Annotated in this window: 14 protein-coding genes; 8 read left to right on the forward strand and 6 right to left on the reverse strand. The window is 36.7% G+C overall.

The genetic code is table 11. The annotated features are described in order from the left end of the window. Window positions 1-2 precede the first annotated feature (2 nt). The 4 genes from Q0505_RS19170 to Q0505_RS19190 form a co-directional block, all read right to left on the reverse strand. Complete coding sequence (locus Q0505_RS19170; RefSeq protein ID WP_299216502.1) at window positions 3-1,382, reverse strand: class I SAM-dependent methyltransferase; 1,380 nt, start codon at window positions 1,380-1,382, stop codon at window positions 3-5. Next, window positions 1,372-1,563 (reverse strand): hypothetical protein, encoded by a 192-nt coding sequence (locus Q0505_RS19175; protein WP_299216505.1) that lies wholly within the window; start codon window positions 1,561-1,563, stop codon window positions 1,372-1,374. The genes Q0505_RS19170 and Q0505_RS19175 overlap by 11 nt, the downstream gene beginning before the upstream one ends. A 131-nt stretch (window positions 1,564-1,694) precedes the next feature. Continuing rightward, window positions 1,695-3,491 (reverse strand): translational GTPase TypA, encoded by a 1,797-nt coding sequence (gene typA / locus Q0505_RS19180; protein ID WP_299216508.1) that lies wholly within the window; start codon window positions 3,489-3,491, stop codon window positions 1,695-1,697. Between the two features lie 1,056 nt (window positions 3,492-4,547). Further along, window positions 4,548-4,724 carry a hypothetical protein gene (locus Q0505_RS19190; protein ID WP_299216511.1) on the reverse strand — a complete coding sequence of 59 codons (177 nt, stop codon included), beginning with the start codon at window positions 4,722-4,724 and terminating at the stop codon, window positions 4,548-4,550. A gap of 177 nt (window positions 4,725-4,901) precedes the next feature. On the opposite strand from Q0505_RS19190, the gene Q0505_RS19195 reads away from it, so the two are divergent. Both Q0505_RS19195 and Q0505_RS19200 read left to right on the forward strand, forming a co-directional pair. Beyond that, complete coding sequence (locus Q0505_RS19195; protein ID WP_299216514.1) at window positions 4,902-5,204, forward strand: hypothetical protein; 303 nt, start codon at window positions 4,902-4,904, stop codon at window positions 5,202-5,204. Between the two features lie 2 nt (window positions 5,205-5,206). After that, a complete protein-coding gene (locus tag Q0505_RS19200; RefSeq protein ID WP_299216517.1) occupies window positions 5,207-5,434 on the forward strand; it encodes a hypothetical protein in 228 nt (75 codons plus the stop codon). An 89-nt stretch (window positions 5,435-5,523) separates the two neighbouring features. Here the strand turns inward: Q0505_RS19200 and Q0505_RS19205 are convergent, their stop codons facing one another. Beyond that, window positions 5,524-5,670, reverse strand: a complete 147-nt coding sequence (locus tag Q0505_RS19205) for a hypothetical protein (protein WP_299216520.1) — start codon at window positions 5,668-5,670, stop codon at window positions 5,524-5,526. A 57-nt stretch (window positions 5,671-5,727) separates the two neighbouring features. Then, window positions 5,728-7,503 (reverse strand): arginine--tRNA ligase, encoded by a 1,776-nt coding sequence (gene argS, locus Q0505_RS19210; RefSeq protein WP_299216523.1) that lies wholly within the window; start codon window positions 7,501-7,503, stop codon window positions 5,728-5,730. A 286-nt stretch (window positions 7,504-7,789) separates the two neighbouring features. Between argS and Q0505_RS19215 the strand changes: the two genes are divergently transcribed. From Q0505_RS19215 to Q0505_RS19240, 6 genes are all read left to right on the forward strand, one after another. After that, a complete protein-coding gene (locus Q0505_RS19215; RefSeq protein ID WP_299216526.1) occupies window positions 7,790-11,008 on the forward strand; it encodes a LodA/GoxA family CTQ-dependent oxidase in 3,219 nt (1,072 codons plus the stop codon). A gap of 3 nt (window positions 11,009-11,011) precedes the next feature. Continuing rightward, window positions 11,012-12,130 carry a tryptophan 7-halogenase gene (locus tag Q0505_RS19220; protein ID WP_299216529.1) on the forward strand — a complete coding sequence of 373 codons (1,119 nt, stop codon included), beginning with the start codon at window positions 11,012-11,014 and terminating at the stop codon, window positions 12,128-12,130. A gap of 78 nt (window positions 12,131-12,208) precedes the next feature. Further along, a complete protein-coding gene (locus Q0505_RS19225) occupies window positions 12,209-12,634 on the forward strand; it encodes a hypothetical protein (RefSeq protein WP_299216532.1) in 426 nt (141 codons plus the stop codon). A gap of 356 nt (window positions 12,635-12,990) precedes the next feature. Then, a complete protein-coding gene (locus Q0505_RS19230) occupies window positions 12,991-13,437 on the forward strand; it encodes a hypothetical protein (RefSeq protein ID WP_299216535.1) in 447 nt (148 codons plus the stop codon). A gap of 104 nt (window positions 13,438-13,541) precedes the next feature. After that, window positions 13,542-13,679: a hypothetical protein gene (locus tag Q0505_RS19235; RefSeq protein WP_299216566.1), complete on the forward strand. Its 138-nt coding sequence runs from the start codon at window positions 13,542-13,544 to the stop codon at window positions 13,677-13,679. A gap of 238 nt (window positions 13,680-13,917) precedes the next feature. Continuing rightward, the gene (locus tag Q0505_RS19240) at window positions 13,918-14,103 is read left to right on the forward strand and encodes a CsbD family protein (protein WP_299216569.1); all 186 of its coding nucleotides are present in this window, start codon (window positions 13,918-13,920) and stop codon (window positions 14,101-14,103) included. Window positions 14,104-14,454 lie beyond the last annotated feature (351 nt).

The following is a 14,454-nucleotide window of genomic DNA, read 5'->3' on the forward strand; positions in this document are numbered from 1 at the left end:
GATTATCTTTTTTTAAAGAGATAAAGAATCCTAGATGTTCCTGGAATAGTTTCTTTTTTTTCTAACTCAAAATAAGGCGTAAACCCTGCTTCAAAGTTAACTGAATTATAAAAATCAAAGTGATCTATAAACTCTCGCTTACGCACTAATAATGACGTCACCCAAGAGTCTTCTCGCTCTGGAAATTCAATGATGAGATACTTTGAAAAGGAAGCAAAAAATACCGCCGACTTTTCAAAAGGTACATTTCCAGATAAGGTGATGTGGTGGATGAGTGCTAATGCCATCGTAACATCTGGTGCATACGCCTGTAATCGGTTTAAGAGCGAACTCCGCTCTGTATTATTAAATCCAATATTGGGTACGGGTTGTAAAACGTCGCATACAAAAGCAAGCATGTTTTGCTCTTTATTTTTTTGCGCTTTCGCGAAATTTTGATCCACCGCATTCGCATCTATATCGGTGACGATAAGGTGTGCGTCACTCTCTAATGCACGTGCAAAGGTCCCGTCATTACCGCCAACATCAATAATGCGTTTTGCGGCTAGAGGTGCTACCCAAGACTTGATAAGCTTCTTCTTAGCTTCAAAAGCCTGTGCATCGTAATTTGTTTTTGTGTAATAATCTCCCCACTCCGTAGCTTCTTGAAGTGACAACTTTTTTATGTAGTCATAAAGACTATCTAAAATAGTATTTTGTGCTTTTAACGAAAGTCTAGCTACCTTAGACTCTGCCTTATAATCTTCACTGTGCTTTCCTTCCATCTTAGCCAGCAAGTGGATGTTTGTATATAGCGTAGAACTCAGTTTGCTCTTTCCTGGTAATAAAGAAGCAATCAGTTTTACAGGAATCCCATCAATATGGGTTTGCATCATTTTAAACATATCGGTGCCGTGGTATTTTGCCAATCCCAAGGGACCTAAAAAATGAGTGATAAACTGTTTATAAGCTCGCCACGGCGTTCCTTCTTCATAAAAATCAAAGGATAGGGTATCTATAAAAATAGGACTTCCTTCAAACAGCGTTACATTATATGCAGAGGCATCCTTCAGGATAAAACCTTTGGACAAGGCATATTTCTGGATACGTAAAGTAAGTAATGCGGCTTGTTTATATTGTTCAAAACTCCATTCATACGGATATGTAATAAACGGAATCACTTCGGGCGTGATGATGATTTCGGTATCAGATACCGAGGTCTCTGTGTGGGGAATGAGAATCCGCTTTCGCGAAAGCGTACTAAAAAAACCTTCCTCAGAAAGTTGCTTGTATTGTTTAAAATAAATGGGGAATATTCTTCTTCTTAATACGTCTCCATCATAAAAAAGATGTCCTGATGGATCTCTAAAAGAAGCTTCGTGTACTGTATTCTTACTTGTCATCTACCGATGTATCGTTCTCATCTATATCTATAGAGTCATAGTCACTCTCCTTAATCAATCCAAAAAAGAGCTTGATTTTATACATGATCCCTTTTGAAAAAAGAACGATAGCAGCCGTTGCAGCCACAATCCCCTGAACAATCATCGCTCCTACTCCTACATCAAAATATAATAAACTCATAACTCTAGAATAACGTATTAAGTATCAAAAATACTATAATTCCAGTAGAAGTCATTTAGACTCCTTCACTTAAACGCAAAAAAAAGCCCTATTCGTAAAGAATAGGGCTTTTGTAGCTCATCAATTAGAGCTTATACAATCTTGTTACGCTTACGGTCCACCTCTTTTAAATGCACTTTACGAAGACGTAAGTGATTTGGTGTGACCTCCACATATTCATCTTTCTGAATATATTCTAACGCTTCTTCTAATGAGAATTTGATAGCAGGAACAATCTTTGCTTTATCATCTGCTCCAGAAGAACGTACGTTACTTTGCTTTTTAGCCTTGGTGATGTTTATATTCATATCATCCTGACGTGAGTTTTCACCGATCACTTGACCTTCATAAATATCTTCTCCTGGTGCTACAAAGAACTTCCCACGATCTTGTAACTTATCGATAGAATATGGAATTGCATTTCCGTTTTCCATAGATACTAAAGAACCACTGATACGTCCAGGAATATCTCCTTTAAACGGTTGGTATTCTTTAAAACGGTGTGCCATAATCGCTTCTCCCGCCGTAGCAGTAAGCAACTGATTACGTAAACCGATGATACCACGTGATGGGATCATAAATTCAATAATCATACGATCTCCTTTTGCTTCCATAGAAAGCATTTCTCCTTTACGCATGGTTACAAACTCAACTGCTTTACCAGATACACTTTCTGGAAGGTCAATGGTAAGCTCTTCTATAGGCTCACATTTTACACCATCTATTTCTTTTATAATTACTTGCGGTTGCCCGATTTGTAATTCGTATCCTTCACGACGCATCGTTTCTATTAATACTGAAAGGTGCATCACACCACGACCGTACACTAAAAACTTATCTGCACTATCAGTATCATTTACGCGAAGTGCTAAGTTTTTTTCTAACTCTCTAGCTAAACGATCTTTAATATGACGAGAGGTCACAAACTTTCCGTCTTTTCCAAAGAATGGAGAATCATTAATAGAGAATAACATACTCATGGTAGGCTCATCGATCGCAATCGTAGCGAGTCCTTCTGGGTTTTCAAGATCGGCAACCGTATCACCAATTTCAAATCCTTCAAGTCCTACAATCGCACAAATGTCTCCAGCTTGTACGCTTTCTACTTTCAAACGCCCTAAACCGTCAAAAGTGTGTAGTTCTTTAATACGTGTTTTCTTAATCGTTCCATCACGTTTTACAAGAGATACTTGCATGTTTTCTTTAAGCTCTCCACGATTTAAACGTCCGATAGCGATACGTCCTGTAAAGGAAGAGAAATCCAATGATGTAATTAACATCTGTGTATTTCCTTCTTTTACTTCAGGTACTGGAATGTGCTCCATGACCATTTCTAATAATGGCTCTATAGAATCTGTTTCATTTTTCCAGTCGTCAGACATCCAGTTATTCTTTGCACTTCCATAAACGGTAGGAAAGTCTAATTGCCACTCTTCTGCTCCTAGTTCAAACATCAGGTCAAAAACCTTTTCATGAACTTCTTCTGGCGTACAGTTTTCTTTATCTACTTTATTGATCACCACACAAGGCTTTAACCCTAAGTTTAATGCTTTCTGTAATACAAAACGTGTTTGTGGCATCGGTCCTTCAAAAGCATCTACTAATAAGCAAACACCGTCTGCCATATTTAATACACGCTCTACTTCTCCTCCAAAATCGGCGTGACCAGGGGTGTCGATAATATTAATTTTAGTACCCTTATACATCACAGAAACGTTCTTAGATGTAATAGTGATTCCACGCTCACGTTCAAGATCGTTATTATCAAGGATGAGTTCTCCTTTAGATTCGTTTTCACGAAAAAGTTCACAGTGATACATAATCTTGTCTACCAGAGTTGTTTTACCGTGGTCAACGTGTGCAATGATGGCGATGTTTCTAATATCCATAACTCTCTCATATCCGCAAAGGCGAATATCTTTTTTAATTAACTGCCTTGTTATTGAAAACGACGTATTCACAAATAATAGGTCGTTTTTGGCGGTGCAAAAGTACTCTTTTTTAATGGATAAATAGGGGAATAGATAGGAATATTAGATTGATAACGATTTCGTAGTCTTTTTGAGGTCTAAGATCTATTAGTTTTTAATCAACCTTTGTATGAAAACACCTAGAAAGTTGTTCATTTTCAGGAGAGAGACATATAATAAATTAAACATTCTATCTTAAAACAAGGTCTCTATACTTTTACTAAGGCTATTTTGAATTTCTTTATACCAAAATAGATTTCTTTGAAGGTTATTAAAAACATTCATTTAGTATTCATTTAAAATTACGAATTTACCATAACCATTTGATTATTATATTTTTAATATCTTAGTTATACTATTCATCTTAAATTTTCTTATTATGTTAAAAAACATTTCAAGCCTAGGAAAAAGCCTAGACAAAACGGAGCTGAAATCTATTAATAGAGGAAATGGTCAATGTGACTATTGGACATGCGTACACTGGGAAATATTAATTTTTAAACCCGCATGCTATTGTGATGCTTAATCTTATAGAGAGTTTACCTCTCTTTTTTATTTACTTATGGTCACCGCTTCCACCACGCTTCTAGCGTGGTGGCGGTATAAGTATTCAAAATAAAAATAATGATGCAAGAAGCTAAGATGTTAATTCATAGTTTTTTTTGTATTCTAAGATGATAAGTAGAAATTATAAGTTTCATAATCTTAGTACTGCTTATTTTGTGAGTTTTGCTATAGTATATTGGATAGATGTCTTTACAAGACAAGAATATTTTAAAGTTTTGGCAGATAGTATTGATTACTGTAGAAAAGAAAAAGGAATGGAGCTTTTTGTATAACGCCACCAGTTACAAACTAGCAGCTGCAAATCAAATGAATATTATTTATAAGAAAAAAGAAAAGCGAACCAAAGTTCGCAATTTCTATATTAGTCCTAAGAATACTATTATCAAGAGTTAACACCTGTAATTCATATTAACATCCCCAAGGCTCAACAGACGTACATAAGTTGGGATCACAGGAATAACCACATTGTGAATCATTTTGAGACCCTGCTGAACCATCCTCTAATCTATTCCCTCCTTTTAGTTTGTCAAGATTTGCTACAGATTCTTTGTTTAACTTTAATGATTTTAGATTTTTCTTTTTCATAATTAATATTTTTTAGAATTGGTGATATACTAAAATTACAAAACGGAATATGAACTACCTACATTACATACGTATTTAACATTTTAAAAGACTCATTTTAAACATTATGATGTAGGCTTCCCTACAAACTAACCTTATACATACCGCGTTGGCGTGCATTTGAGAAAAACCGAGTAAATGATTAAAAACAGTAAAATATCGAGTAATATAAATCAATGGAATATTGAATATGACCAAAACGGATTCGTGTCTGATGAAAATTGGTTGGTTACTGCTGAAAAAACAGAAGATATTTTACAATTAAGTCATATTTATCATGAAGGACCGATTTTAGATCTTGGATTTTACACAGAGAATTATAAAATTTATGTCATTTATGACAATGATTGGGATAAACCAAAAGAAGTCTTTGAATCCAAAATAACGGAATCTGTTACGGAAAAGCTTGACGAATTGATTGACAAATACGCAAATGGATAATTATGAGCAGGTCAAAAAAGAAAACAAAGATTCACGGAATTACAACTGCAACGTCTGAAAAGGAAAATAAACAAGACGCAAACAGAAAATTTCGGAGAACTATAAAACAAAAAGTTAAATCAGAGGAAACTGAATTACCTGAATTACGTGAAGTTTCGAATGTTTGGAGCTTTGACAAAGATGGAAAAAGATATAATCCTGAAATGACTGAAAAAGAATTACGGAAATAAAAAACGACACGCCAACAACGGTAACCGTTGCACAAGTCCATAATTCTAATAAAAACGACGCATTTTAAGCCTCTCTCCCGAGGCTTTTTTTATGCCATCCGATATTCAGGTCTGATTTTAAAAACGGTTACATCAAAGGATATGAGGTCATAAAAAGTGATTTTGTAAAATTCCATCAGTTGGTGCCAGTTCGTAACTAGTGCGTTAGTAAGCCAGAAATCAAGATGTATTTTCACTACAATTATTGATAATTCCGCTTTCGCGAAAGCGAATACCTCAACAAAACAAATCTTCTACATCCGCTCAGGCACATCAATCCCTAACAACCCAAACGTACTCTTAATGATTTGCGCGACTTTCCCACTCAAGGCTACACGGAAGGCTTTTTCTTCTTCGTTGTCAGTACCAAGGATAGGAATCTGTTGGTAAAAAGAATTAAACTCTTTGACTAAATCATAGGTGTAATTAGCAATTAATGCTGGACTATGATTTTGTGCTGCTTGTTGTACGATGGCTGGATATTCTTGAATCCATTTTAATAATTCCTTTTCTTTAGGTTCTAGCGAAGTAGTTGTGATCTTGGTGGCTACACCTAACTCTTTTGCTTTACGCAAGATAGATTGGATCCGCGCATAAGTATACTGAATAAAAGGACCTGTGTTCCCTTGAAACTCTACAGACTCTTCTGGATTAAACAGAATACGTTTTTGAGGATCGACTTTTAGGATATAATACTTGAGTGCTCCTAACCCTATAATCTTGTAAAGTTCTTGCTTCTCTTCTTCAGAATAGCCTTCTAGTTTTCCGAGTTCTTTAGACAGAGTTTCGGCGGTGGTTGCCATTTCGGCAATCAGATCATCGGCATCTACGACCGTGCCTTCACGGGATTTCATTTTTCCAGAAGGAAGATCGACCATTCCGTAACTTAAATGGAATAAATTTTCTGCCCAATCGTAGCCAAGTTTCTTAAGGATTAAGAACAGTACTTTAAAGTGATAATCTTGCTCGTTTCCTACGGTATAAATCATCCCGCCTACGTCTGGGTTGTCTTTAACACGTTGAATCGCCGTCCCAATATCTTGCGTCATATAAACTGCAGTTCCGTCCGAACGAAGGACTAACTTTTCATCCAGACCATCTTCGGTCAAATCACACCAAACGGAACCATCTTCTTTCTTATAGAATACGCCTTTTTCTAGACCTTCTTCAATATTATCTTTTCCTAATAAATACGTGTTACTTTCATAATATAAACTATCAAAATCGACGCCTAAGTTTTTATAGGTGACGTCAAATCCAGCATACACCCAGCCATTCATTTTCTTCCAAAGGCTGATCACTTCTTCGTCTCCGGCTTCCCATTGAAGAAGCATATCTTGTGCTTCTAATAATAAAGGAGCTTCTTTCTTCGCTTCTTCTTCTGTTTTTCCAGATGCTATGAGTGTTTGTATTTCTGCTTTATATTCTTGATCAAACTTTACATAGTAGTTCCCAACCAACTTATCGCCTTTCAATCCTGTACTTTCTGGGGTTTCGCCTTCCCCATATTTCTGCCAAGCCAACATCGACTTACAAATATGAATGCCTCGATCATTGATGATCTGCGTTTTGTATACCTTTTTTCCTGAGGCTTCGATAATTTTCGCGACAGCGTACCCCAATAAATTATTACGAACATGTCCTAAGTGTAGTGGCTTATTCGTATTAGGAGAAGAATATTCGACCATCACAGCTTTGCCTTCTGGAGCTTTTGTTCCATAAGTATCTTGATGCTGAATTTCTTTAAAGAAATCTACATAATAACTGTCAGCAATGACTAGGTTTAAGAATCCTTTGACCACATTAAAAGTACTTACCTCAGCTACATGCTCTACCAAAAATTCGCCAATTTGGGTGCCAATTTGCACAGGATTTCCTTTGACAACACGTAACATCGGAAAAACAACGACCGTAATATCTCCCTCAAATTCTTTGCGAGTGGCTTGAAATTCTACCGTTTCAAGATTTGATTGATATAAGGAATAAATAGCTTTTTTTACCTGCGTTGTAAGCGTTTGCTGTAAGGACATGAATTCTTAAATTTAATAGATGTAAGATGCCCGTCTTCACAGGCATTTCTAAACGCAAAGATAGCGTAAAAACGATATAATTTGTGTCTATCTCTAAGAGGAAAATAGTGACTTTACAGAAAAGTAAATGTATATAAGAATACCGTTTAATCGCTAGTAGCTACGAATCCCAAACCCCGTACTTATACCTGTTTTTAAAAATACTCTTTTCTATTCACTTATAATTTATGAGATTCTTTGTAATTTTTAATCCTTTAACAATCAAAGATGAATCTAACAAAAAGTCATGAGCAAAAAATCCTCCGATCAAAATAATATAGATAAACCTACGGCAAACGATGTAAAATGCTGGGATAGCAATGGTGCTACAAAAGTAGTTACGCAACGTCTGAAAGAGATGTTTGTTGAAATGGGACAAAAAACACGGATTGAAAACGGGCAGAAACCTGCCGAGAGAGCCGTCTTTAGAAAACAACACGGAATTGCGTATGCTAATTTTGTGATCAATGAAGACATTCCTAAAAAATATAAAGTGGGCATATTTGCTGGCGATTCGTATGAATGTGCGATGAGATTTTCTAGTGATACGGCACCTACCTCAACCGACTTGCATACCACGATGGGAGTTGGCTTAAAACTCTTTGGCGTAAAAGGAAGAAATTTATTTGGAGAAGGAGATACAGCCGATTTTATCTTTCAAAATATCGATCGGTTCTTTGCAAAAGACGCACAACAAATGTGTGCATTTACCACAGCAGGCGTTGTCGATAAAGATTATGATGCATATATCAACAAACATCCAGAAGTTGGCAGGATTCTAGCTGCCATGGCGAAGGAAGAAGGTAGTTGCTTAAGTGCTGACTATTGGGCAATTCTTCCGTTTCAATTAGGAAAAACACAGATTGTAAAATACCGTTTGGTTCCAGAAGAAGGTACACCAAAAGGCGCTCCTTTTGACGATCCTAATTACCTGAAACTAGATTTAGAAAAACGGCTTCGTCAGGGCGATGCTACATTTAGATTTGAAGTGCAGTTACGCACCAATGACAAAACCATGCCGCTGGATGATGCACAAGTTGTCTGGAGTACCAAAGAAAGTCCATACGTTTGTATTGCAAAATTACATATCCCACAACAGGATGTGACAGCGATTGGTCAAGCTGAATTTGGTTCTAATTTATCCTTTAATATTTGGAGAACGCTAGCAGCTCACAAACCCTTAGGTTCTATAGCCGATGTGCGTAAGGATGTCTATGAAGCGAGTGCCAATGCACGACATCAAGCCAATGGACAACAATTGCAGGAACCGAAACAACGATGTCCTTTTTTTCAAGGAAACACCGATGAAGATGATGATTGTATCGTCAGAGCAGGCATCTACCCTCCTATCGGAATCACACGTGTTGGGAATAGTGAAAACGAATACTATATAGGACCACTCGTTGATGTTCCAGAAGTAAAAGAAGATGACTATGCGTATAGAGATAAAACAGGTGCTTTAAAACGACAGGCAGCTCAATTTAGAATCTACGGATTTAATGCGGCTGGAAAAGCGGTAAAAGAATTAACTGCCGATAATGCAAAAATTACGTGGCATGCCCATTTAGCCAATCAAAAAGCATCTTGGTATCAGTTTCAAATTGCCTTAGATATTCCTGATGCTAGCAATCCAGATATTCCCCCTTCGCTTTTGCGAAATATTGACGTAAAAGATAGAAGCACTTTATTCATAGATGGAGGTGCGCAAAGTATTTCAAAACCAAATGTTAAGACAGGATATACCTTTGAAGGAAAGTTTCAATCGAAAGATGTGTATTTAGGTGAAATGCATACGGATGAAAAAGGACGTTTAATCATGTTAGGGGGTCATGGGAAATCTGAAAACTTAAAAGGAGATATTGCGGTTACTTTTGCTAATAATGAAGGTTGGTATGACGATACTTCGGATGGTCCTATTACTGCCGATGTAGCATATAAAGGCGTAAAACTCAATGTAGACCCAGCATGGGTTGTTTGTGCACCACCAGATTATGCGCCGCTACAAAAATCGGTACGTACGATGTGGGATTTAATGCGAGATGTTGCTGTACGAGCGGGAATGCTAGAACGTCCTGCAAGACCATCGTTTACCAAAGATATTTTACCAATTTTTGAACGGATGACCAACTTACAATGGGTAAACGCAGGATTTGCGGGTGCTTTTGGTTGGGGAGGACAATTTGATTATACCTCTGAACAATGGGTAAAAAGACTTGGAGATCCGTCGTCTGCTAATTATGAAATGCGTCGTACGATTTCAAATAATTTTCGTCGTTATGAGGTTTCTGGTGCAGAAGCTCCGCAATTATGGCCGTGGATGTATGGAGATGCGATTGCCATTCCAACCAATGGATCGGTACGTCAACACTCGACCTTATCCAGATTACAATTGAGCTTTTTAGATCAATGGGTCAAAGGGGATTTTGATGCAGATTTTGAAGAGGTAAGTACTCAAGTTATTACAGATATTGATCAATTATCAGTTGCAGATCAACCTGATATGTTGACGAAAGCAGCGATGGATTTCTGTCTTGCAGATGCGTTCCATCCTGGCTGTGAGATGACCTGGCCTATGCGTACGTCTGGAATGTACTCAGCGCCGTTTAGATTAAAACATGCGCCAAAAACACCACAAACGGATACAAGCTATTATGGCTCTACCATGGATAGCGGTGTGATTACGATGGCGGCTGGACCGTTGTTAGGCGGCCAAGTGCCTGGAGGAATTACACGTTGGATGGCTATTCCTTGGCAGACAGACACGGCAAGTTGTAGAGATGGATACACTAAATCGTATGATCCGTATTTACCAACCTTCTGGCCTGCAAGAGTGCCTAATAATATCCTGAGTGAAGAACGCTATAAAGAAGCGATTGATCCAAAGTTGTCTGAAGAAACCCGTAGAGAAGCCTTTGCGTATCGTTATTTCTGGTTAGATGATTTACCAATGGATGGGGAAGCGCCAACGCAAACCAACCAGATCAATAAAATGGTCAAGTACTTTGATAAATTAGCTGTCGTTCAAGCAAGACCTGGGGTTACAGATAATCCAAATTTCCCGCCAGAAATGCAAATAGGTGTTGTCCCTAGTGAAAAGCAACAAGCCGCCTTACTTACTGAGACCATGAAAGACTTAAAGAAAGTATTGAGCAGCAAAAAACGAATCGGTAAAAAAGAGCAAGACTTATTAGATACTACGATGAAGCATCTCTCGCATAAAAGCCTATTAAACGAGCAATTCTTAATGGAAGGTGCAAAAGATCAATTACTCACATTAATTGAAACTGAAGTCACAGAAGATTATAAAATCACAGCTAGTATCGAACGGTTGTTACATCTATTAGCTTCAAAAACACATAAAGCAGATCAGGTAAAAACGGTACAACATCAAAAACAGCCAAGAACATCTGTAGGTGTTCCAGAAAAAATGGTGCGTTTTGAGAGGTTCATACCAAAAGAATATTAGTCCTTGGTACAGACAGAAACAGACATTCTTATTATAGGTGGCGGTATTGCAGGTTGCATTGCCGCCATCTCTTTGGTAGATACACACACCGTTACTTTAATTGATAAATTAGAGCACCCAAAAGAACGTATTGGGGAATCGTTAGCACCCGCTACACAAAGAATCCTTAGAGAACTTCATTTAGTAGACGATCTTCAATCTCATCAAGAATCCCTTTACATTCAGAATCTGGGAATGCAATCCTATTGGGGAAGCGACCAAGTACATATTGTAGATCACTTACGCAATCCTGACGGCTTAAGTAAAAGTTTAGATAGAAAAGCGTTTGAAGAATTTCTTAGGGAATCAGCGGTTTCTAGAGGTGTGCACTGTATCTGGCATACCAAGTTACATCATAGTAGATTTGAAGCCAACCAATGGCTCGTCACTACAAAATCAGTTGACCAACAAGAACAGTGCATCAAAGCCAAATTTGTCATAGACGCCACAGGTCGACAATCTCACTTTGCAAGAAGTCAAGGTATCAAACGCTTATCTATTGACAAACTAATAGCTTGTTGGGTCACACTCCCAAATACAGAAGAAAATAAGATGAGTACCATTACTGCGACGGAGCATGGCTGGTGGTACACCGCTGTCGTTCCGCAAAACAAACGTGTCATTGCTTTTCAAACAGATTCAGATCTAGTAGATAAAAGTACTTTTAAAGATTTGAATTCTTTTCTTAAGCTTGCTAAAGACACTACTCAAATCAGCGCTATTTTAGATAAAAATAAAGCAGCTATCAAGTTTCATGGGACTGTTGCTGCAAATTCCACGCGACTAGAACAGGTTGTCGGACAACAATGGGCTGCTTTAGGAGATGCTGCTATTAGCTTTGATCCGCTCTCTTCACAAGGGATGTTTCATGCTATGGCAAGTGCCATGCAATTAAAAAACCTACTTATAGATTCAGCGATTATTCATAGACATACCAATCAAAAAGAAGCTGTATTTCAAAAGAGGTATACACTACAGATCCATGCGATATGGGATCAATATCTGCATCATAAGAATATATTTTACAAAGCCGAAACACGTTGGAAAGAAAGCCCTTTCTGGAAGAGAAGACATCTCAATTAATTATGATTCAAAACGTCTTCACTTAGTAAGAACAACAATTTATAGATGCGTTTTTCGTATTTTTATACAAAAAAGAAAATGCTATTAAATGTATCATACAACAATCCAGAAATTCGAAAAAAGATAGACGCAGAAGTAGGGAAACCTTTTCCTCTTTTTGAGCGTATCAAACAAGGAGGTATCGGGATAGGACATCTTATTATTACCTCTTCAAGTATTGAAATTCAAAATCTACTCGCACTCGATAAGTATCGAAATAAATGTAACATTGAGTTACGTCCTAACGGAATTATCGTAGGCTTTCGCTCTTTGTTAGAATCTTATGCGCTTGTGATTCCGTATTGGAAACTCACCATCTACAAAGGGAAATCTGAAGAGTATAGTATCTACAGAGATACGTATTGCATCAAAATTGAAGCAAAAAATAAAAATGTACATCAGTTTATAAAACGTGTACTGACAGAAAAAGAAAAACAGTCTTTACCGACTATAGAAGATATATAATCTTGTTGTATGCGTGTATCCGCTTTCGCGAAAGCGGACTTAGTAAAACATGAAAAGAGAGGTATCAGGAAAGGGTAAGAATACCATAAAACTTATACCTAACCATTGATCTGCCAAGTTGTTTTAACTAATCGCTATTCTATTTTCATTTTATACTATATGTGGAGCTATAAACTTTGCTCTTTATTTTGTACCTTATAGTATTCATTTTTAACAAACTCGAATTTTATATAAAACATCGTCCTGATTGTTTTGTATACTGCTGTAGTAGAATAGTAGTATATGATTACCGCAGTGATGATTTCTCAATATACCATTCGGATTAAAAACCAATGTTACACTAAAACACCAAAATTATGAAAGCTATATTACTCTTTAGTTGTTACTTGATGGTTGCTACACTCGTATTGGGTGATGGAAGAAATATAACAGACGAAAAAGTCTCTTTAGAAGGGGTTTGGGAACTGCAAAACCAACAGATGTATGAAAATGGTAATGTATCAGAAGTCATGGAAAATGAAAACGGATACAGACAGGTCAAAATGTATAGTAAAGGAAAGGTGATGTGGACACGTAATGATCCATCGGATAGTAATGAATGGTTTGGATATGGGACTTATACTGTAAAAGATGGAATGTTAGAAGAACGTCTAGAATACGCATCAGGTCCTATGATGAAAATTGTAGATACCACACAGGTTTTCAAATTTGAGCTTGTGATGGAAAAGAACGCATATCAACAAATCGAATTAGATGAGAACGGCAATCGTTTTCAAGGAGAAAGTTACATCCGCTTAGAATAAATAGATATCAAATTTTAAGATTCTTTATAAAGATTTTAGCGGTTCTTTAACACTAAATATGGTACTCATTTCTTATATTAAAATTAAATAAAAAAGAAAAAGAAATGATAGAAGAAAACAGAAAATTTAAAAGAACAACAGAACAATCAACTCCAACAAATCCTACGGGAAGCACAGATGTTACTCCTAAAGAATTTGATATAAATAGAGATACTATTAAAGATGGTCAATCCAAAAAATAATCTTTACTAGTATAAGATAAATCATTGGTTTTGCTAAAATCATTATCCTATATCCATAAAAAGCTTGAAGAAAATATATTCTCAGGCTTTCTTATTTAAAGGATTTAAAATGTAATCTAGAAACTGGTTTAAAATAATTTTTTACCGTTAATAATAGATGTTTTAAGAGCAACACCATGGTAATTTTCTTAATAGATTAGACGTCACATTAAATGAATTTTTAATTAAAAACAACACTATGAACTCAGAACAATTAGAAGGAAAATGGAAACAAGTCAAAGGAAAGTTTAAAGAGAAATATGGTGATGTCACAGATGATGACATGACTTATTCTGAAGGCAAATTTGATCAAATGCTAGGAAAACTTCAAGAAAAGACAGGAAAGAAAAAGGAAGAACTTAAAGAAGAAATAGAGAAGCTATAAGTTTTTATCCATTTTATTAAAATAAGAAAGCCTAAAATCAATTGATTTTAGGCTTTCTTATTTTTGGTCGGGAGTAATTACGCTTTAGGCGTGACAACCTCTATTTTGTCGGGATGGCAGGGTTAACTCTGTTGATCCTGATTTTGGGTATGTTGCTCAACTAAATCCATCACAGGCAATGTCTGTGTGTCCTTTTTTATTTACAACAAGACTTCAAGCGAGCTTGGTCTTGTTGTAAATAAAAAAATCCAATCATTTTCATGATTGGATTTTGTTGGTCGGGGTGGCAGGATTCGAACCTGCGACCTCCGCGTCCCAAACGCGGCGCGATAACCGGGCTACGCTACACCC

The sequence above is a fragment of the uncultured Dokdonia sp. genome (assembly GCF_937910895.1).
Lineage (GTDB): Bacteria > Bacteroidota > Bacteroidia > Flavobacteriales > Flavobacteriaceae > Dokdonia.